The organism is Rothia similimucilaginosa (genome assembly GCF_029850875.1).
Taxonomy (GTDB): domain Bacteria; phylum Actinomycetota; class Actinomycetes; order Actinomycetales; family Micrococcaceae; genus Rothia.
Genome location: NZ_JAOVAM010000001.1, coordinates 26,027 through 46,010, shown reverse-complemented (window position 1 = coordinate 46,010; position 19,984 = coordinate 26,027). Strand labels below are relative to the sequence as shown.

The following is a 19,984-nucleotide window of genomic DNA, read 5'->3' as shown; positions in this document are numbered from 1 at the left end:
TGGTTGCCCATGTGCGCCGCGTGTGGGTGCGTGTGGGCGTTTTAGCCTTCACGATACGCGCCCGGGTGTTTGATGTACAACCTAGGGTGTGCATAGTTCGCCGGGGGCGTGAGTGTTGGTGTGGGGGTTTGACATGTAATTCTGCTTCTAGAATACCGAAAAAGTGGGGGTTGGGGTGTGTGACCCTTCTCCCCCACTTTTTGTGGCTGTTTCTCCCCCGCGCTTCCTGAAACTTTCTATCCGAGTGGGTACTGGTTAGCGGGCGCGTTTAGCGGGCGCCGAGTGCGCTGAGCAGTAGCGCCTCCGCGAGGATTGCGTTCTTGAAGTCCGGGATGTAGAGGGACTCGTTGGCGCTGTGTGCGCGGGTGTCGGGGTCTTCTACGCCGGTGACGAGGATTTGTGCCTGCGGGAAGATGTCCTTCAGATCGGAGATGAACGGGATGGAGCCGCCCATGCCGGTCTGTACGGGTTCGATGTCCCATGCGGCGCGCATTGCGTCGAGGGCGGTCTGTGCGCCGTCTGCGTCGACTTCGGTGGCGAAGGGCATGCCGGAGTCAACGGCGGTGTATTTCGCCTGTGCGCCGTGGGGTGCGTGTGCCTTGATGTGTTCGGCGAGTGCGCGGTGTGCGTTTTCGGGGTTGTCACCGGGTGCTAGGCGGGTGCTGATGCGTGCGCGGGATACGACGGCGAGGGTGTTGGAGGAGGTTGCGATGGAGGGGATGTCCATGCCGATGACGGAGATTGCCGGCTGGGTCCACAGTCGGGAGGCAACGCTACCGGTGCCTGCCAGGGGTACGGTGTCAAGGATTCCGGAGTCGTTGCGGAAGTCTGCTTCGGCGTATTCGAGTTCGGGTTCGGGGGCGCGGTGTAGGCCTTCGACGGCTACGGCGCCGGTGGCGTCGTGCAGTGTGGCGATGAGCTGTGCCATGAGGGTGTGGGCGTCGAGCATGGGGCCGCCGAACATGCCGGAGTGGATGGCGTGGCTACCGACGCGTACTTCGATGTCGCCGGATGCGACGCCGCGTAGGCTGGTGGTCAGTGCGGGTACGCCGGCACGCCAGTTGGCGGAGTCTGCAACCACAATGTAGTCGGCGGACAGTTCTTCACGGTAGGTGTTGAGGAAGGAGACGAAGGAGGGCGAGCCTGCCTCTTCTTCACCCTCAATGAAGAGCTTCACGCCGAGCTTGAAGTCTTCGCCGAGAGTTTCGTTGAGGGCTGCGAGCGCGGCGAGGTGCACGAGGATGCCTGCCTTGTCGTCTGCTGCGCCGCGGCCGTAAAGTCGGTCGCCCTTGCGGGTTGCGACGAAGGGGTCGGTGTCCCACAGCTCGAGGTCGCCGGCGGGCTGCACGTCGTGGTGGGCGTAGAGCAGGATGGTCGGGTAGCCTTCTGCGGCGGGGCGGGAGGCGATGACGGCGGGCATGCCCTGCTTTTCGGTGCCGTCTGCGGTGGTGTAGGTGGCGCGTTCGATGCGTACGTTGTCGAAGCCTGCCTTGGTTGCGAGCGCGGCGACTGCTTCGGCGCTGCGGTCTACTTGGGTGAGGTCGTGCGATTCCCAGGCGATGGAGGGAATGGCGACGAGCTCGGTGAGGGTCTGCAGGTTTGCTTCGAAGTTTTTGGTGACGGCGTCGCTCAGGGCGCTGTGGTGGGTGAATTCAGTAGTCATATTTCTACCTTACCCCCACCTTGGCCCTGTCTTGGCCCCAACCGCCGGGTGGTTGGGTTCGTTTCAGTTGCTGGTGTGGGCTTGTGGGGGCGGGTTTGGTGTGTGCCGTTCGGGTATGATGGGAGGGTGTTTGGTCGTAAGAAAGAGAATGCTGAAGCGGAAGCTGTTCAGCCGCAGGTTGTAGAGGAGCCTCAGGCTCCGGTTAATCCGAAGTTCACCCCGAAGAAGGGCCGTCCTACTCCTTCGCGTAAGGAGCAGCAGGCGGCTCGTCGTCAGCCTCTGGTTGTTAATGACCGTAAGGAGGCGAAGGCGCGTGAACGTGAGGCGATGGCGAAGGCTCGTGAGCGTCAGAATGATGCGTTGATGGGTGGCGATCAGCGTTACCTGCCCGCTGTGGACCGTGGTTCGCAGCGCCGTTATATCCGTGATTATGTGGATGCGCGTCGTAACCTTGGCGATTTTATGTTGGCTATTCTGCTGGTTCTGCTTATTGGTGGCTGGATTGCTCAGGGCGTGGCTGGTACGTCTAGCGTTGGTGCAACGATCTATTACGGTTCCGTGTACGCAATGTATGCGCTGATGATTCTGTGGGTTGTTGACTACTTTATTTTGTGGCGTAGCCTGAAGAAGAAGTTGATTGCGAAGTTCGGCGAGGTTCAGCGCGGTTCTGGCATGTATGCGTTTAACCGTGTGATGATGATTCGTCGTATGCGCCGCCCGGTTCCGATGGTGAAGTACGGCGAGTACCCGCACTAAGTCGTTAGTGCCTTATAGGTGCTTGGGGAGAGGTCCTGAAGGTTCAGGCCTCTCCCCTATTTTTGTGTTCTTATTTTATGTTCTTGCGTGAGAAGCCACATGTGTTTCGAGAAGCTACTTCTTTGAAGGTTTCCGTATAGTCTCCAGTTTGAATTGAGTAATTTTCATTCAAGACCCAAGCGCGAATCGTCTTCCAAGCCGAAAATCGACTTATCTCGATATCCCTATTCCGGTGCCTCAGGCTTGGGGTCATTCTGGGCGGTCCCTTCGAATCAGTAGGGCGGTACTCCCCATCCGGTGCCTTTGAGCCGCCCGAGTAGCAGCAGACAGTAGACGGGGTGGCACTCGCCGAAGGCGGCTCAGATGCTGAAGCCGACTCACTAGGCGCGGCGGAGGCGGTGGCTGCCGCCTCATTATTCGCCTTCTGGCCACACACCGCGAGCAAGGCGCCAAGGCCCACGAGTGCGCCGCTACCCAGCAGGCGCGACAATTCAATGCTTTATACGTCAAATAACTATGCGTGCTATCGGCGGAATAGTGGGCATACAAAAGGGGGCACCGCCTCCACCCCAACGGGTAGAGAACGGTGCCCCCTTTTCAGCACGCCGAATCAGCACACGGGGAGCAAAAAGCCCCCTGCCTGTAAACCTTTTAGCGGCGAGCGCGGCGCAGCTTCACCAGGCCACGGTTAATGTGTGCCGCCCAGAGCGGCCCCTCATACAGGAACGCGGTGTAGCCCTGCACCAGGTCAGCGCCAGCGTTCAGGCGCTCCTGCACATCCTCGGCGGTGGTCACGCCACCAACGGAGATGATGGCGAGGTCGTCGCCGATTTCACGCTTGAGCAGGCGCAGCACCTCCAGGGAGCGGGGCTTCAGCGGCGCACCGGAGAGGCCGCCGGCACCGATTTCCTTGACCTTGGTCATGTCGCTGGTCAGGCCCAGGCCGTCGCGGGCGATGGTGGTGTTGGTGGCGATGATGCCGTCCAGCTTCAGTTCCTTCGCAAGGGTTGCCACCTCGATAACGTCCTCATCGACCAGGTCCGGCGCGATCTTCACGGTCAGCGGTACGTGGCGGTTGGGGCATACGCGGTCTGCCTCTTCACGCACGGCGGCAAGCAGCGGGCGCAGCGACTCGATAGCCTGCAGGGTGCGCAGACCCGGAGTGTTCGGGGAGGAGACGTTCACGACCAGGTAGTCTGCCTGCGGTGCCAGGGTGCGGGTAGAAATCAGGTAGTCCTCGATAGCGTTATCGAGCTCGACGACCTTGGTCTTGCCGATGTTCACACCAATGACGGGGCGTACGGCGCCGCGGTATTCGGTTTCGAGGTCTGCGCGGGCGGCGGCTACGCGCGGGCCTGCCGCTGGGGCACCGTCGTTGTTGAATCCCATGCGGTTGATGACCGCCTTATCTTCCACGAGGCGGAAGAGGCGCGGCTGCGGGTTGCCGGGCTGTGCCTGACCGGTGATGGTACCGATCTCGACGTGGCCGAAGCCGATACCAGCCAGCGCGGCAATGCCCTTACCGCCCTTGTCGAAGCCTGCAGCCAGACCGAACGGCGAGGGGAAAGTAATGCCCATGATGGTGGTTGCCAGTTCGGGTGCGGGCTGGAAGTACTTGCGCAGCGCGCGGGTGATGCCGACGTTGCGCAGGGTCTGAACGCCCCAGAAGCCGACGTGGTGTGCCTTCTCGGGGTCCATGCCTTTGAAGAAGATGTTGAAGAAGGTCGGGTAGATGCGCATTTGTTCTCCCTAGTGTTGGAGGGTGTGGGTGGTTTATGGGGCTATGAGCCGGGCGTGCCGGGTCTGTATGCCGGTTTGTATGCCTGGGGGTTACTTGTCGTTGGCGACGGCGTCGACAGCGCCACCGTAGCGGCGGTCGCGGCGCGCGTACTCTTCGACAGCTTCCCAGAGGGTGCGGCGGTCAACGTCGGGCCAGAGCACGTTCATGAAAATCATCTCGGCGTAGGCGCTCTGCCAGAGCAAAAAGTTCGAGATGCGCTGCTCACCGGAGGAACGCAGGAACAGGTCAACGTCGGGCAGGTCAGGCTCGTCCAGGTATTTCTGGATGGTCTTTTCGGTAATATTACCGGGCTTGAGCTTGCCCGCCACTGCGTCCGCCGCGATAGCTGCCGCCGCATCGGCGATTTCTGCGCGGCCGCCGTAGTTCACGCACATGGTGAGGGTGCAGACGGTGTTATCGATGGTTTCACGCTCGCAGTGTTCGAGCTCTTCGATGACGTTCTTCCACAGCTTGGGTCGGCGGCCAGCCCAGCGGATGCGCACACCCCAGGTCTTGAGGGTTGCCAGCTGACGCTGCAGCACCTCGGTGGAGAAACGCATGATGAACGCAACTTCGCTGGGTGAGCGCTTCCAGTTTTCGGTGGAGAACGCGTAGGCGGTCACGTACGGGATACCCATTTCGATAGCGCCCGCAACGACGTCCAGCAGTGCCGCCTCACCGGTGCGGTGGCCCTCGGTGCGAGGTAGGCCGCGTTCGTTCGCCCAGCGTCCGTTACCGTCCATGACAACAGCAACATGCTGCGGAATGAACTTCTTCGGAATCGGCGGCGGGGTTGCCCCGGTGGGGTGTGCCGGCGGGGGTACGGGCTGGGTGCGTGCCATGTGTGCCTTTCTTCCCTGGCGGGTTCTCCCCCGGGGTCGTTTGCCTAGATATGCGCCAGATATAAACCTGGTGTGCTGTTAGCTATTTTACCGTGACACAGCGCGCATGGGCGGGTGCTTCGGGGGTTATTTTGCGTCCTGGTTGACCCATGTTTGACGCACCCATGTGCATCTGCGCTGTGCCGACTGTTCCGGGTGGGTTCTGGCGGGTCTTTGCTATGCCGACCGGTCTTTACTGAGCCAATTTTTACTGCCCCGGTTTTACGGTGCAGGGATCTCCGCTTCGAGGGCGCTCGCCGTTTTGAGGGGGTGTTCAAGCAGGTTCTGGGTGGTTTTCAGGTAGAGTCCCAGAACTTTGGAGGCAACCGGCACGGGTGCGGTGTCAATCGTCGCCCAGGCGCGCGGATCCGCCGATGCGGTGGCGAGCGCATAGCCGAGCTCTTCGGCACGCAGGCCGGTTAGGGGTGTGTCGGTGGCGGGTGCGCATTGGGGGCATAGGACCGTGTGGTGCCCGTAGGTGTGGGCGGTGTGGAAGGCTATGTACCTGCCGCTTCCGCTTGTAGTACCGGGGGTGCTACTGTCTGCTCGGTTATCGCCCGGGTAATCTGCGTTCACGAGCGGGGTGCCGCATCGGGTGCAGTTTTCACCGATGAGCGGCCAGCCGGCGGCGTTCATGCTGCGCGCCAGGTAGCGGGTCAGAATCCTCTGCGGTACATGTTGGCCGTGCGCGAGCGCGGCAAGCGCCCCGTGGGTCAGGGTGTAGATGTCGGCGGTGCTGTCGGTATCTTTGGTGAGTGCTTCCGCCAGTTCGGCGATGGTAGAGGCGCATGTGTACGCATCGTAGTTCGCCATGATCGGTGCGGTGTAGGCGTGCAGGGTTACCGCCTGGGTGATGGTGTGCAGGTTGGTGCGGCCGCGGCTGAAGGACAGGTCGGTGTGCATGAACGGTTCGAGTCGTCCACCGAACTTGGAGGTGGGTTTGCGTACGGCTTTGGCGACGGCGTGGGTGATTCCGCCGTCGCGGGTGAGCATGATGATGATGCGGTCGGTTTCGCCGAGTTTTTGGGTGCGGAGGATGAGGGCGGCGTCGCGCCAGGTGCGGGGTTCGCTCACGGGTTTCTCCGTTCTCGGTGCATGCTCGGTGGGTATTAGGCGGGGGGGGTTTCGGCGGGGGGGGTTTCGGCGGGGGGGGGCTCTCAGTAGGCGCTGCGCGGGTGTTGCGGGTACGGTTCGACCCCTGCCGTATTACCCCGCGTAGGGGGTACCGGTCAGGGGTCGGTCCGTAACGTATGGGCGAGGCGCTATTTAGTCTTCGTACTCGATATCGTCGTCGTCTTCATCTTCTTCGTCATCGAGGATTTCTTCCAGGTCGTCTTCGTCACCGTAGACACTCAAGGGGGTGACCTCGTTGTGAGCTTCGAAGAGGGCATCTTCGTAGGCTTCGAAGGCGTTGGCGATTTCTACGTACGCCTCATCGACGGCGGGGTCGTGTTCGCCGGTTCGGTTTACGACGGCGGTCAGGTGCGCCTCCAGCGCGTCAAGGAGGCGGGTGAGTTCGGTGCGAGGATCAATGCTCATGCCATTATTCTACTACCTACGCGCCTATGGTGTGCGCCGGGCGGTCATACGGCGATTTAAATGCGGAACTATGAACGGTCACGGCAGGTAAATCAGCGGGTAAATTCGGTGCCGTGAAGAGAACACCAAAGCCAGAACGGTAAGCCTAGGTTGGTCAAGCCAAGCAGCACGCGGTACATCAAGCCCCGCATAAAAAACCTTACAGCCACAGCGAACCCGCCGCCCCCAGCTCCCCACTCCTCAAAGGAGCAGGTGTCGGGTGCGGCGGGTTCTTCTGTCGGTTAGCTCAGCTTGACGCTGCGCCTACTGAATGTTTGCTTCTTACGGGTCATGAACCCGAAAGAATGAGAAGCCGGGGTTTTTAGAAGCCAAGATTAGAAACCGAGGGAAGCTGCGGATGCGCGGATTGCCTCAGCGGATGCCTTCAGCTGTGCCAGCTCAGCATCGTTCATGGGGACCTCAAGCACGCGCTGGATGCCCTCACGGTTCACGATGGTGGGCAGGGACAGTGCAACGTCCTTGAAGCCGTACAGCTCGCCAGCAATGGTGGTGGAGACGGGCAGGACTGCGTTCTGGCCGCCGAGGAATGCCTCAGCGATACGTGCACCGGAGATACCGATTGCGTAGTTAGTGGAGCCCTTGCCCTCGATGACCTTGTATGCTGCGCGCATTGCTTCGGTTGCCAGTTCTGCACGAACCTCTTCTGTGAAGACGAGCTTGCCGTCCTGCTCCCACTCGGAGAGAGGAACCATACCGATGTTTGCTGCGGACCAGATGGGGAACTCGGAGTCGCCGTGCTCACCGACCACATTTGCGTGAACGCTCTTGATGGAGACGCCAGCCTTGTTAGCAATCAGCCAACGCAGGCGGGAGGAGTCCAGAACGGTACCGGAGGACAGCACGCGGTTTGCGGGCAGGCCGGTAATCTTCTGGGCAACAATGGTGAGAACGTCACAGGGGTTAGTGACGAGCATGATGATTGCGTTGGGTGCTACGGACAGGATGTTCGGCAGTAGCTTCTCGAGGATTGCGACGTTTGCGCCTGCCAGTTCGAGGCGGGGCTGGCCGGGCTTCTGGCGAGCACCAGCGGTGATGATGACCATGTCGCAGTCGCGCAGCAGTTCGATGTCGTCGCCACCGGTTACGGTTGCTTCGTGTGCGAACATTGCGCCGTGTGCGATGTCTAGTGCTTCAGCGTGTGCGCGCTTGCCGTCGATGTCGTACAGGACGATTTCGTCTGCGGAGCCGCGGACCATAGCTGCGTATGCGGTTGCGCTACCGACGCCGCCTGCACCGATGACGCCGAGCTTGGTGGGGTTGTTGACACCGTTCATTGCTGTATGCCCTCTTTCGTGAGAGTTATCCGTGTGGTGCGAGAGGATTCTCGCGTGGTTTATAGGGAAGCGGGTGTGTGCCTCGGGGTTGAATTTCCTTAGGTGGTCGTTCTTCTCCGGTGGGCTCGCTCCGTTATGTTCTATTATGCCGCAAATTCTGCGTTTTGTGTTGGGTTATTTTGCTTTTTTCGATAGGTGCTGGTGACTTTATGGGCTATGAGGAGTGTTTTTCACTCATAAAACCAAATAATGACGTTCTGACCTTTTGAGAAAGCTCACATGCCGCTAAAGTAGCCCTCTACATCCACGGCACCGCCGGAAGCCTCAAAATCAGCACGAACCACCTGCGCCAACTCGTCGTCAACCAGGAAATCCAAAGCCACAGAAGCCAAACCGAACGCAGCATCCAGGGCAGCATCCACCGCTGCCGGAGTGTCCGCACACTGCGCGAACTCCACCGTATGCATACCGGTACCCTCTGGAGCAATCTGAATCAGCGGGTGAATGCCGGGCACACGCAGGCTCACATTACCAAAATCGGTAGAAGCCGCCAAGGTGTCGCTAACCGTGCCGGGTGGATACGGGTGGCGACCCACCGAACGCTGAGCCGAAACCCAACGCTTCAACAGCGGACGGTTCGTACGCACCGGCATGGTCATCGGTGAAGGATCCCAGGTCACCTCCGCACTCACACCAGCCATGAGCGCCGCACCGCGCAGCACCTCCTCAACCCGTCGCGACAGTGCACGCAGAGTCGGCGCATGCTTAGAACGGATATTAATATGCAGGCTCGCGGTGGCAGGAATCAGGTTCGGCGCGTCCCCACCGTGGTCAATAATCGCGTGGATACGGTCCGAACCGGGAATCTGCTGACGCAACAAACCCAAACCCTGATACGCCAGATTCGCCGCGTCCAGGGCGTTACGACCCATAAACGGGTGCGAGGAAGCGTGCGCGCTTACGCCCGTATAGGTCACGCGACATTCGCGGCGACCCAACCACGCCTGATCGGCCACATCCATAAAGTAGGGGTGCACCATAATCGCGGCATCCACCTGCTCAAACGCGCCGGCGCGCGCCATCAGCTCCTTACCGGCATCAGACTCTTCGGCAGGCGTGCCGTAGTAGAGGACCCTACCGCTGAATGTCTCGGGGCCGGCGGCGAACGCATCCACCAGGGCGAGGAAAGCACCCAGCCCGGATACCGCAATAACGTTGTGACCGCAGCCGTGGCCGATGCCAGGCAGTGCATCATATTCGGAGAGAATCGCAATGGTGCGATGTTTGGTGGGGTCGTAGTCGGCACTGGTGAGTTCCACCTTGAACGCGGTACCCAGGCCGAAGGCAGGGTACTCGATACTGAGGTTCGGGTACGCTTTGCGGACCGCATCAACGAGCGTTCGGGATGCGAAATACTCCTCGTAGGCAGTCTCAGGATGCGCGTGAATCGCCTTGAGAATTGCGGTCAAAGAATCCGCACGAGTGGCTACAGATGCGGCCAGGTCGCGGCGAATATGCGCCAGCCCACTGTCTTCATCAAGACGGTGACCGCGCCCCTTTCCGTGACCCTGGCGCTCGCCGCGGCTACGCTCCTGCTCAGGATGCGCAAGCCCACGCTTGTGGCGGTGCTCAGCGGCACGCTTACACTGCTCAGTTTCAAGGGCAAGGATCTCGGAGTACTCGCTACCGCGCACGCAATCAGCATCGGGCGCATCATAGTGGCGGGTTATTGCGGCAGGTCGGTTCGGTGTCATTCGACCGGAACTGTCAGAAGTGGGCTGGGTGTGGGCGGCGGTGCCCTGTGCGTTCGTGTCAGTCATGCTTCCACGCTACCGTCTGCGCTCGCCGGGCGCTAGATGGTCAGGCGTGATGGAGTCGAAAACATCCAAAAAGAAATATCTGTCACATAAAAGAAAATTTGTATATATCCTATGAATCTTTGATTCATTGGAGTAGCGTTAAACACATGGGAGCGACAATCCAGCCGCACCCATCACCATCCGGCGCTAGCGATGCGAATGCCGGCAGGACAGTTCACAACCGGTCCAGACCATGTCGTTTGGGCCTCTGTCAATACCGTGACAGACCCATGGATGCGAACCGTACCAGCATGCACACACCGCGGTGAGCGCCACAACCACGCTAAGGAGCTCCATCCCATGAAGGCAGCACGCTTCTACGACCGCCACGACATCCGCATTGAAGATATCCCCGCACCCGAAGCCGCTGCGGGCGAGGTTCTGGTTAAGGTCGCCTGGTGCGGCATTTGCGGTACCGACCTGCACGAATACCTGGACGGCCCCATCTTCTGCCCCCAGCACGGTCACCCCCACCCCATTTCTGGCGAGGACTCCCCCGTCACCCTCGGTCACGAATTCTCCGGTGTTGTTGAAGCACTGGGCGAAGGCGTAGACGACCTGCAGGTTGGCGACCACGTTGTTGTCGAGCCCTACATCATTCGCGATGATGTCTACACCGGCCCCGATTCCAAGGACTACCACCTGTCTAAGGACATGAACTTCATCGGCCTGGCAGGTCGCGGTGGTGGTCTGTCCGAGAAGGTTGCCGTCAAGCGTCGCTGGGTTCACAAGATTCCTAATAACATTCCCCTGGACGAGGCTGCACTGATTGAGCCCCTGAGCGTTGGCTACCACGCTGTTGAGCGTGCAGGCGAGTTCGAAGAGGGCGCATTCGCGCTGGTCACCGGTGCTGGCCCCATCGGTCTGCTAACCTCCGCAGTTCTGAAGGCTAAGGGCGCTAAGGTCATCATCTCCGAATTGTCCCCGCTGCGCCGCCAGAAGGCTCTGGACTCCGGTGTTGCTGACTACGCTTTCTCCCCCGCAGAGACCGACGTTCTGGCTGAGATTCACAAGCTGACCGACGGCCGTGGCACTGACATCGCCTTCGAGTGCACCTCCGTTCAGCCCGCACTGGATCTGATTCTGGATGCCCTTAAGCCGACCGGCAAGGTTGTCATCGTCTCCATTTGGGGCAAGCCCGCTTCCCTGGATGTGCAGAAGATTGTGCTCAAGGAAATCGATATCCGCGGCACCATCGCATACGTGAACTCCCACCCGGAAACCATTAAGCTCGTTGAGTCCGGCAAGATTAACCTCAAGCCCTTCATCACCGGCAAGATTGCCGTGGAGGACCTAATTGACAAGGGCTTCGACACCCTGATCCACCACAACGAGACCGCTGTGAAGATTCTGGTCACCACTGACCCGGAGCGTCTGGCTGAGTAATACAGTTTCAGCTGATATAGCTGTTCTTCTAGCTTCCCTAGCGTAGCTAGTGTGGGGTGAGATTCCCTTCAAGGAGCCTCACCCCACTACTTTTTTGCGCGCTGATATATTTTGAGTGCTTCTTTGTGCCAGAAGTTTCTGCGCCTATTTTTGCAGCCCGAAAGTTTTCAGTCTGAAAGGTTTCAGCCGAGGTCTTCCCGAAAGGCGCAGGCCAGCAAACTGCTGGTGAAATTGTCCAAACATACAAAAATCCCCGGTTCCGAAGAACCGGGGATTATCTGTGCGCGAGGGGGGACTTGAACCCCCACCCTCTAATACGAGGACTAGCACCTCAAGCTAGCGCGTCTGCCTATTCCGCCACCCGCGCAGGTGACTTTCGAACGTTTTCCTTTCGGTGCCGCTCGAAGCAACACGTAATACTATACGGGCTTTCTGGATACTCTGCAAATCGAATGAACATGTTCTATATCACATATTCAGGGCTGATTGATTCCCCGCATCCTGGGTGATCTTCTCGCACCGCGAGTAATATGACCGGCACGCCCACTCAACTGCCATATTTGCGGTCATAACGACTAGAATAAAAAGCATGAATAATGAGAACCTCTCCCGCGAAGAAGCCGCAGAACGTTCGGCTCTCATCAGTGTCGACACCTACGACGTGCATGTCGACCTGACTAATGCCAAGGACCCCGAATTCGAGTCCTACCCTACCGTCACCACCGTCCGATTCTCCTGCAACACCCCCGGCGCAGAAACTTTCATCGACTACATCCACCACAGCGTCGACTCCGTTAAGCTCAACGGCACCGAACTACCCCTGGCTGATGTCGTCGACGGCGCACGCATCACCCTGCCCAACCTGCAGGCAGAAAACGTGCTCACCATCCACGGTCGCTCCTACTACTCCCGCTCCGGCGAAGGTATGCACCGCTACTTCGACCCCTCCGACGGTCGCGTCTACCTGTACACCCAGTACGAGCCCTCCGACTGCCGCCGAGTCTTCCCGAACTTCGAGCAGCCCGACCTGAAGGCAGTCTTCAACTTCCGCATCACCGCACCCAAGGACTGGGTCGTCAGCTCCAACGGCGTACTCGAAAGCCAGGTCGTAGACCCCGCCGACGACTCCATCACCAAGCGAGTCTTCTCCCCCACCGCAAAGATCTCCACCTACATCACCGCAATCGTTGCCGGCGAATACTTCACCGCAACCACCACCTACAAGCCCAAGAGCAAAGTCAACAGCGGTGACATCCCCCTGGTCGCATACTGCCGCCAGTCCCTCAAGCCGCACTTCGACTACGACCACATCTTCAAGGTCACCGAAAACGGCCTGGACTTCTTCCAGGACCTCTTCGACTACCCCTACCCGTACCCCAAGTACGAGCAGGCATTCGTACCTGAATACAACATCGGCGCAATGGAGAACCCCGGCCTGGTCACCTTCACCGAAGATTACATCTTCGTCTCCGGCGCAACTGAGGACGACCTCGAAGGCCGAACCAACACCATCTGCCACGAAATGGCACACATGTGGTTCGGCGACCTCGTCACCATGAAGTGGTGGGACGATCTGTGGCTCAAGGAGTCCTTCGCAGACTTCATGGGCACCCTCGGCGCTAAGGAAGCCAACAACTTCAACGACGCATGGGTCACCTTCGCGAACAACCGCAAGGCATGGGCATACATGCAGGACCAGCTGCCCACCACCCACCCCATCGTCGCTGACATCCCCCACCTGGAAGCAGCATCGCAGAACTTCGACGGCATCACCTACGCAAAGGGCGCATCCGTGCTCAAGCAGCTAGTTGCCTACGTCGGCTTCGACACCTTCATCGAAGCAGCACGCGTGTACTTCAAGCGTTTCGAGTGGGGCAACACCTCCCTGAACGACTTCCTGCAGGTACTCAACGAGGTGTCCGGCCGCGACATGCAGGCATGGGCTAACGCATGGCTGCAGACCTCCGGCGTGTCCGCACTGGGTACCAAGCGCGTCTACGGCGAAGACGGTCGGCTCACCGACCTGATCCTCACCCAGGAACTGCCCGCACAGCAGCCCGCAGGTCTGGGCCGCCCCCACGTGGCAAAGCTGGAAACCTTCGCGCTGACCGACGGCAAGCTCACCTCCACCGGCCTACTCTCCCTCGAATACCCGGCAGAGCCCGTCTCCGAGCACCGCGTAGAGCTCACCGAGGAGCAGAAGAAGCTCGTTGGTGAAGCTGACCTGCTCATGCTCAACGCAGAAGACCACACCTACGCCAAGGTCGCCCTGACCGACGAAGACGGCCTGCAGGCAGCTATCGAAGGTGTCTCCACCCTCGAATCCGCACTTTCCCGCGGCCTCATCTGGGGCTCCCTCTGGGAGAACGTGCGCGATGCACGCCTGCCCGTCACCACCTACGTCGACGCAGTCGTACGCAACGTCTCCAAGGAACCGAGCGCATCCCTGCTGGGCACCATGGTCAACAACGCACAGGTCGCTATCGCAACCTTCTCCGCACCCACCGGCCGCGAGCGCCTCTACGACGCTCTCTACGACTCATTCGCAGCAGCACTGGCACAGGCTAAGCCCGGCTCCGACGAGCAGCTGATTCTGCTGCGCGCCCTGATTTCGGTCTCCACCAACGCGACCAAGGGTGAAGAGCTCTGCCGCGATATTGCCCGCGGTGCTTTCGAAGACACCACCGGCGATATTGCTGACGCAACCGGCATTCCTTACGACCAGAACCTGGGTTGGAGTGCACTGGGTGCGCTCGCAAGCCGCGACCTGGTGACCGTTGAGGATCTGGACCGTGCGGCTAAGTACAGCCCCTCCTCGATTTCTTCGAATGGTTACGCGTACGCGATTGCGGCCCTGCCCTCTGCTGAGCGTAAGGCTGCCGCGTACAAGACCATCATGGAAGATGAGTCACTGTCGAACGACGCTCTGGCTTCGACCATTAACGGTTTTGCTCGCGGTCCGGTTGAACTGCGTGAGTCCTACTACGACTCCTACTTTGAGGCTCTGCTGCCCCTTTGGGCGTCCCGTTCAATTGGTATGGCGACCCGCATTGTGCGTGGCCTGTACCCGAAGGCTCCGTACAACACCGGCTCCACCGAGGGTCTGGGTGTTGAGGGTAACCCCTCCGTCGCGCTGGCTCAGCGCTGGTTGGAGGCGAACCCAGAGGCTCCTTCGGCTCTGCGTCGTCTGGTTCTAGAGGCGCAGGATCACGGCCATCGTTCAATTGTGGCCCAGAAGTTCAACGTTTCCCTACAGGACTAAGTTGCATGGTTTGAGTAGCTGAGCGGGGTGCTATGACCGCCCTGTGAGGCTCTCAGGCTAATTGATGTAGACCACCGCTTGGCACTTACCCGGTTGTAAACCGGGTGGTGTTTGGGCGGTGGTCTTTTTCGTGGCTTTCTCAGCCAAAATTTTTGTTTTGGGAGTGTCCACACGGAGGGGTCGCGGCTCTTTAGTGCGTTGACGTGAGCCAGTGTTACCGGGACTGATTCCCCCAAACACCAAACTATATGCACCCGGTGCTAAAAGACAGATAAATGTCACCCGTTTTTGTGAGCTGTCCGCTCTGAAAGCATGAGAGAATAGACTAGGTATCCGCTCGCTTAGATATATCAGAAGGAGTTTTCAGTGGTCGATTACGCACTCGGTGACCGCGGTAGCGTTGACGTCGTCACCGATGATTACTATGAAGCAGAAACCCTCCAAATTTTTGAGGAACTGCACATCGACCGTGAACGGATCTGGTACGGTGAAGCGCGCCTTGTTCCCGAATCGGATAACCCCTACGAGCCCAATAGCATCGCCGTCTACATTGACGAATTCAAGGTAGGCCGTATGAGTGTGGAGGACTCCGCCGCGTACTGGGATTCCATTACCCGCGTGGTCGCCTCTGGCTACGAACCCATCGCGCACCTGCAGCTCTCCGCTGTTGCCGTACGCGCTGAAGGCGGCGGCATGCACGTGAAGAGCACCGGCGTGCTCTCCCTGTCCGCACCCGGCTCTCTCTTCCCCCTCAACGACGCGCCGACCCGCGCAACCCTGCTGCCCCAGGGCCCGTCAATGAAGGTGCTCGATGAGAAGGAGCACTCCGAATACCTGCACAGTATCCTGCCGCCCAGCGGTGAAGGCCGCGTAATCCTGACCCTGGAAGCAAATCAGCTCAAAACCTCCGACGGGCGCTTCGTCGACAGCGTTGAGGTGCGCCACGACCGCAAGCTCGTGGGCCGCCTGAGCACCCAGATGTCCGAGCAGCTGACGCCCGTCATCCGTTACGCATTTGAGAATGACCGCCTTACCAGCGCCTGGGGTACTATTCGCGGTAACACCCTGGAACTATCCCTGACCGTTCAGGCTGCACGCCCCGCCGATATTCCACAGGAGTGGTACGAGACTCTGCCCAATAACGTTCCGGCACTGCTACCCGCTGGTGAAGAGTACGAGGTACCCGCCGCATTCGTGCCCACCGAAGGTGAGCGTCACTACCTGGAATCCTCCGCACAGCAAGCACCGAAGAAGCGTCGTGGTTTCATGAGCTCCCTGACCGGCGGTTCCGCCGCCTCTGAGCCGACCCACTATGAGCCCGCCGCCGAGAAGCCGATAATCGAGTACAGCTTGGAAGAAGAGGAGTACTACGAACCGAACGAGCGTGACCGCCTGCTGAACCTGATCAAGGGTGCAGGCCTCGCCGTTCTGGTCGCCGGCCTGATTTCGATGCTGTGGACCCCGATGCTCGGCATCCTCATCGCTATCATGGGTGGCGCTGTTGCGGCTGTGGCATTCTACTTTGGTCGTCAGCCCTACTACGAAGCCTACGATAACGAAGAGGCTACTGAGCAAGAGGAAAAGCCTGAATCGAAGGCATAAGCTCCTCCCCTCAGAACATACGCACAAAGGGCGGCTACCCACCATTATGGTGAGGTAGCCGCCCTTTCACGTACACAGTTTCTCCAGGAACGGTTAAACACAGCGGGGGTGGAAGCTTATACAAGCTTTCCCGCGCAGGAGTCAAATCTTAATCCTGACCGTAAGTAGCCAAGAACTGATCCATCGTATCATTCCGCAGTGCGCTTGCCAGGTGGGCATTTGCAGCCTGGTTAACCAGAATGATTGACTGACCGTCGTAGGACCAACCCGGGCCTGCGTTCGGCAGGGTGGTCATACGCATCGTAGTGTCACCACTGGTCAGCACCGGAGCCGCAATCTGGGCAATCTGCGCAGCGTTCAGGCCGGAATCCACACGCATATAACCAGAAATAGACTCAACGGAAGACTGGAAAGTGCCCACACTGCTCAGCGCACCCTTAACCTTCATCGTGTTGTATAGGCCGCGCAGGAATGCACGCTGGTTACGGACACGCTGGTAGTCACCGTCAGCGAACTGGTAGCGAGCACGCACGAACGCAAGAGCCGCACCACCATCCATATGCTGCACACCCTGCTTGAAAGACCAGGCATTGATGTCGAAGTCGAACGGTACCTGGACATCCACACCACCGACCGAGTTCACAAGAGCCTTGAAGCCCTCAAACTCAATTTCAGCCACGTGATCAATCTTGATACCAACCAGGCTCTCAACGGTCGCCACCTGCAGAGAAATACCGCCGTAGTTGAGTGCAGCGTTAATCTTCGCCGCACCGTAACCGGGGATGTTCACCCAGGTATCACGCATGATTGAGACCAGGTACACGCCCTTGCCATCAGCCGGAATGTGCATGAGCATGATGCTATCTGCACGGGAGCCGCTCACCTGAGCTGCTTCAGAGCCGGAACGAGTATCACTACCGAGTAGCAGAATATTCTTACCCGGGCCCTTGACAACTCCGTAGTTGTAGCCGTTATCGAGGATGCCGTCGCCGTCCTTATCGTGCTCGCTGGCATTATCTGAGTTGGTATCCCCCGGAGCCTTCAGCTCCGTTACGTTGAGCTTCTTAGCCTCTCCAAGCTGCTCCCTAATTTTTCTGAGGTCTTCGTCCACTTTAGTGATGGAGTCGAACTTCTCGGTCTTGCTATCCCAAGTGTGGCCAGCACGCCAGATAAAGAAACCAATACCGAGGGTAATAACCAGCAGAAGAATCAGCAGGATCAGCAGGGCACGCTTGACCCATTTCTTCCTCTGCGACGGTTCAGAATGCGCGTCGCTCATTAAGTTGTCCTTTGTTTGAGATGGTGATACGCGAGACGCGCAGCGCATCCAGCGAAGTCTCTAGAATACAGAGAGCCGGAGAATACCCGCCGATATGGGGCGGTGCTGGAGGGCACAGAAAATGCACAGCTCGCAAAATACTTACTCATTGTAACGCTGTCAGCTGGTCTACGCACCCGTAAGCGAAAGGTTTTACATTACAACTTTCCTCCCGTTTGGGCGAATATTTTAGATTGCACCGTAAAATGCGCAATGCCCCGCCTCCTTGAAAACCAAGGAGAACGGGGCATTAATCTCGCTAAAAAGCAAAGCTGGGAAAGAAGATTTACTTCTTACCGAAGTTGCCGAAGCGTGCGTTGAAGCGCTCGACGCGACCTGCGGAGTCCATGATGCGCTGTTTACCGGTGTAGAACGGGTGCGACTCGGACGAGATTTCAACCTCGACGATCGGGTACTCGTTGCCGTCTTCCCACTTCTCAGTCTTGTCCGAGGTCATGGTGGAACGGGTCAGGAAGACCTTGCCGGATGCGAGGTCGCGGAACAGAACCAGGTTGTAGTCCGGGTGGATTTCTGCCTTCATTGATATACCTTCTTCTGCTACTGGATTTTGCCAGTAGCCCTTATATAGATGGAGTAGGTTTTTCGATGTGCAGCTATCGAGAAAATCTCAGAGCGCATCACCATTGTGCCCGCGTAGGGCGCGCACAACCCATTAAGGGTACCATCTTCACGGATTAAATCCCAGTACGTTCCCTCACAGGCACCAACCCACACACCGCAAGGGCACCCGAAGAAGGCACTCACGGGGGTTACTAATCAGATCAGAACCCAGGCTATGAACGCGGGCGGGTCTCCCAGAACGCCACGGCGCTCGCCGCCGCAACATTCAAAGAATCCACACCGTGCGACATCGGAATCATCACTGTATCGCCACACGCCGCCAAGGTGCGGAACGACAGACCGTGCCCCTCCGTGCCCAGAATCAGCGCAAGCTTCTCATCCCGGCGAGCAGACAGCTCCTCCAGGGTCAGCGAGTCCTCCTTCAGAGCCAACGCCGCGCTCTTAAAGCCCAGCTCGTGCAAAGTCTGCAAGTTATCAGGCCACGACTCCAAGCGAGCCCACGGCACCTGAAAAACAGTACCCATCGACACGCGAATCGAGCGGCGATACAGCGGATCAGCGCATCGCGGAGTCACTAGCACAGCATCCACGTTCAGCGCGGCAGCCGAACGGAAAATAGCTCCCACATTCGTGTGGTCCACAATGTCTTCCAAAATCGCCACGCGAGAGGCACCTCGCAACAACTGCTCCAGAGGCTGCGGCGCCGGACGAGCCATCGCCGCCAACGCGCCACGATGCAGATGAAAACCGGTCACCTGCTCCAGTTGCTCCTCACTACCCACATACGCGGGAGTGTCAGGATGGGCGCGCAAAACATCCGCCAAATCATCAGCCCACTTCTCACTCATCAGGAAAGAAACAGGCTGATGACCTGCAGCGAGCGCACGACGAATCACCTTCGAAGACTCCGCAATGTAAATACCCCACTGCGGCTCCATGGCGCTACGGAGCTTCACATCAGTCAGCTGCGTGTAGTGGCGTAACGCCTGCTCGGGTGCCTGCGCCAGAGCCGTGACCGATTCGATGGCGTAGACACGCTCGGCACGCTCAGCGATCTGTTCGGCGCTCAGCTGCTTCGGGGCACGGCTCATGCGCGCTTAAACGCGGAGTAACGACCCGCGGAGGTGACGGTCAGAGCCAGGTCCATATCGTAGGTTGCTGCGAGGTTCGCCTCGGTAATGGTGGACAGGATCGGGCCGGCAGCGACCACGCCACCGTCACGGACCAGCAGGGCGTGGGTGAAGCCCGCCGGGATTTCCTCGAGGTGATGGGTGATGAGCACGGTAGCCGGTGCGTAGGGGTCAGCAGCCAGCACGGTCAGACGCTCAACCAGGTCCTCACGACCGGAGATGTCCATGCCGGAACCGGGCTCGTCCAGCAGCAGCATTTCGGGGTCAGTCATGAGGGCGCGGGCAATCAGTGCACGCTTGCGCTCGCCGTCGGAGAGGGAACCGAAGGTGCGGTCAGCGAGGGTATCGACGCCCCACTCAGCCAGCAACTCGGTGGCACGATCGTCGTCCATGACGTCGTATTCTTCCTTCCAACGGCCGGACACAGCGTACGCTGCGGTCACGACAACGTCGGAAACCTTCTCGTTGGCGGGAATCTGGGTAGCTGAAGCACCGGAGGACAGACCAATGCGCGGGCGCAGGTCGAACACGTCAACAGCGCCGAGGGTCTCGTCAAGGATCTCAACCTCGCCGCTGGTCGGGTGCAGGCGGGCTGCCGCAATCGAAAGCAGAGTGGACTTACCGGCGCCGTTGGGGCCCAGAACGACCCAGCGTTCACCTTCGTTCACAGTCCACGAAACGTTGTTAAGGATGGGGCGGCCGCCGCGAATCACGGAGACATTCTGAAGGTTGAGTACGGTGCTCATGGTTCTTCTTCCAGTGAGTTAGATGGATGGGATGCGCCCCCCACCCCGCAACCTATACCGGGTTATCGGAGCGGTTGGTGCATAGTGCGCGGGCACCCCACATTGGGTTCTTCGCGCAAAGTCTTAGGGGCTATAGGTGCCGATGC

General features: G+C 59.2%; 15 protein-coding genes and 1 tRNA gene. 4 read left to right on the top strand and 12 right to left on the bottom strand.

Annotation, left to right across the window (positions count from 1 at the left end; translation table 11 throughout):
• Window positions 1-268: 268 nt before the first annotated feature.
• Window positions 269-1,663, bottom strand: a complete 1,395-nt coding sequence (locus QFX05_RS00195) for a M20/M25/M40 family metallo-hydrolase (RefSeq protein ID WP_279739884.1) — start codon at window positions 1,661-1,663, stop codon at window positions 269-271.
• Window positions 1,664-1,789: 126 nt separating this feature from the next.
• Here QFX05_RS00195 and QFX05_RS00190 point away from each other — a divergent pair, with 126 nt between their 5' ends.
• Complete coding sequence (locus QFX05_RS00190; RefSeq protein ID WP_279739882.1) at window positions 1,790-2,419, top strand: DUF3043 domain-containing protein; 630 nt, start codon at window positions 1,790-1,792, stop codon at window positions 2,417-2,419.
• Window positions 2,420-3,070: 651 nt separating this feature from the next.
• Here the strand turns inward: QFX05_RS00190 and QFX05_RS00185 are convergent.
• From QFX05_RS00185 to QFX05_RS00160, 6 genes are all read right to left on the bottom strand, one after another.
• Window positions 3,071-4,159, bottom strand: coding sequence for a quinone-dependent dihydroorotate dehydrogenase (locus QFX05_RS00185; protein WP_279739879.1), 1,089 nt, complete (start codon window positions 4,157-4,159; stop codon window positions 3,071-3,073).
• Window positions 4,160-4,249: 90 nt separating this feature from the next.
• On the bottom strand, window positions 4,250-5,041 hold the full coding sequence (locus tag QFX05_RS00180; RefSeq protein ID WP_279739878.1) for an isoprenyl transferase: 792 nt from the start codon (window positions 5,039-5,041) through the stop codon (window positions 4,250-4,252).
• A 261-nt stretch (window positions 5,042-5,302) separates the two neighbouring features.
• Entirely contained in the window at window positions 5,303-6,154 is an 852-nt protein-coding gene (recO, locus tag QFX05_RS00175) for a DNA repair protein RecO (RefSeq protein ID WP_279739876.1), read from the bottom strand.
• A gap of 192 nt (window positions 6,155-6,346) precedes the next feature.
• Window positions 6,347-6,619 (bottom strand): hypothetical protein, encoded by a 273-nt coding sequence (locus QFX05_RS00170; RefSeq protein ID WP_279739874.1) that lies wholly within the window; start codon window positions 6,617-6,619, stop codon window positions 6,347-6,349.
• Between the two features lie 374 nt (window positions 6,620-6,993).
• Complete coding sequence (locus QFX05_RS00165; RefSeq protein WP_279739873.1) at window positions 6,994-7,953, bottom strand: L-lactate dehydrogenase; 960 nt, start codon at window positions 7,951-7,953, stop codon at window positions 6,994-6,996.
• 275 nt (window positions 7,954-8,228) lie between these two features.
• The gene (locus tag QFX05_RS00160) at window positions 8,229-9,773 is read right to left on the bottom strand and encodes an amidohydrolase (protein WP_279739871.1); all 1,545 of its coding nucleotides are present in this window, start codon (window positions 9,771-9,773) and stop codon (window positions 8,229-8,231) included.
• Between the two features lie 339 nt (window positions 9,774-10,112).
• Between QFX05_RS00160 and QFX05_RS00155 the strand changes: the two genes are divergently transcribed.
• On the top strand, window positions 10,113-11,198 hold the full coding sequence (locus tag QFX05_RS00155) for a 2,3-butanediol dehydrogenase (RefSeq protein WP_279739869.1): 1,086 nt from the start codon (window positions 10,113-10,115) through the stop codon (window positions 11,196-11,198).
• 281 nt (window positions 11,199-11,479) lie between these two features.
• On the opposite strand, the gene QFX05_RS00150 is transcribed toward QFX05_RS00155, so the two are convergent.
• Window positions 11,480-11,565 (bottom strand) — tRNA-Leu (locus tag QFX05_RS00150).
• A gap of 222 nt (window positions 11,566-11,787) precedes the next feature.
• Between QFX05_RS00150 and pepN the strand changes: the two genes are divergently transcribed.
• Window positions 11,788-14,460 (top strand): aminopeptidase N, encoded by a 2,673-nt coding sequence (pepN, locus tag QFX05_RS00145; protein WP_279739867.1) that lies wholly within the window; start codon window positions 11,788-11,790, stop codon window positions 14,458-14,460.
• Between the two features lie 366 nt (window positions 14,461-14,826).
• Complete coding sequence (locus tag QFX05_RS00140) at window positions 14,827-16,062, top strand: hypothetical protein (RefSeq protein WP_279739865.1); 1,236 nt, start codon at window positions 14,827-14,829, stop codon at window positions 16,060-16,062.
• Between the two features lie 148 nt (window positions 16,063-16,210).
• On the opposite strand, the gene QFX05_RS00135 is transcribed toward QFX05_RS00140, so the two are convergent.
• The 4 genes from QFX05_RS00135 to QFX05_RS00120 all read right to left on the bottom strand — a co-directional run bounded on the left by QFX05_RS00135 (window position 16,211) and on the right by QFX05_RS00120 (window position 19,838).
• Window positions 16,211-17,341 carry an LCP family protein gene (locus QFX05_RS00135; protein ID WP_279739862.1) on the bottom strand — a complete coding sequence of 377 codons (1,131 nt, stop codon included), beginning with the start codon at window positions 17,339-17,341 and terminating at the stop codon, window positions 16,211-16,213.
• 325 nt (window positions 17,342-17,666) lie between these two features.
• Entirely contained in the window at window positions 17,667-17,921 is a 255-nt protein-coding gene (locus QFX05_RS00130) for a type B 50S ribosomal protein L31 (protein ID WP_005506069.1), read from the bottom strand.
• Window positions 17,922-18,174: 253 nt separating this feature from the next.
• On the bottom strand, window positions 18,175-19,053 hold the full coding sequence (locus QFX05_RS00125) for a TrmH family RNA methyltransferase (RefSeq protein WP_279739850.1): 879 nt from the start codon (window positions 19,051-19,053) through the stop codon (window positions 18,175-18,177).
• Window positions 19,050-19,838, bottom strand: a complete 789-nt coding sequence (locus tag QFX05_RS00120; RefSeq protein WP_279739847.1) for an ABC transporter ATP-binding protein — start codon at window positions 19,836-19,838, stop codon at window positions 19,050-19,052. The genes QFX05_RS00125 and QFX05_RS00120 overlap by 4 nt, the downstream gene beginning before the upstream one ends.
• Between the last annotated feature and the right edge of the window lie 146 nt (window positions 19,839-19,984).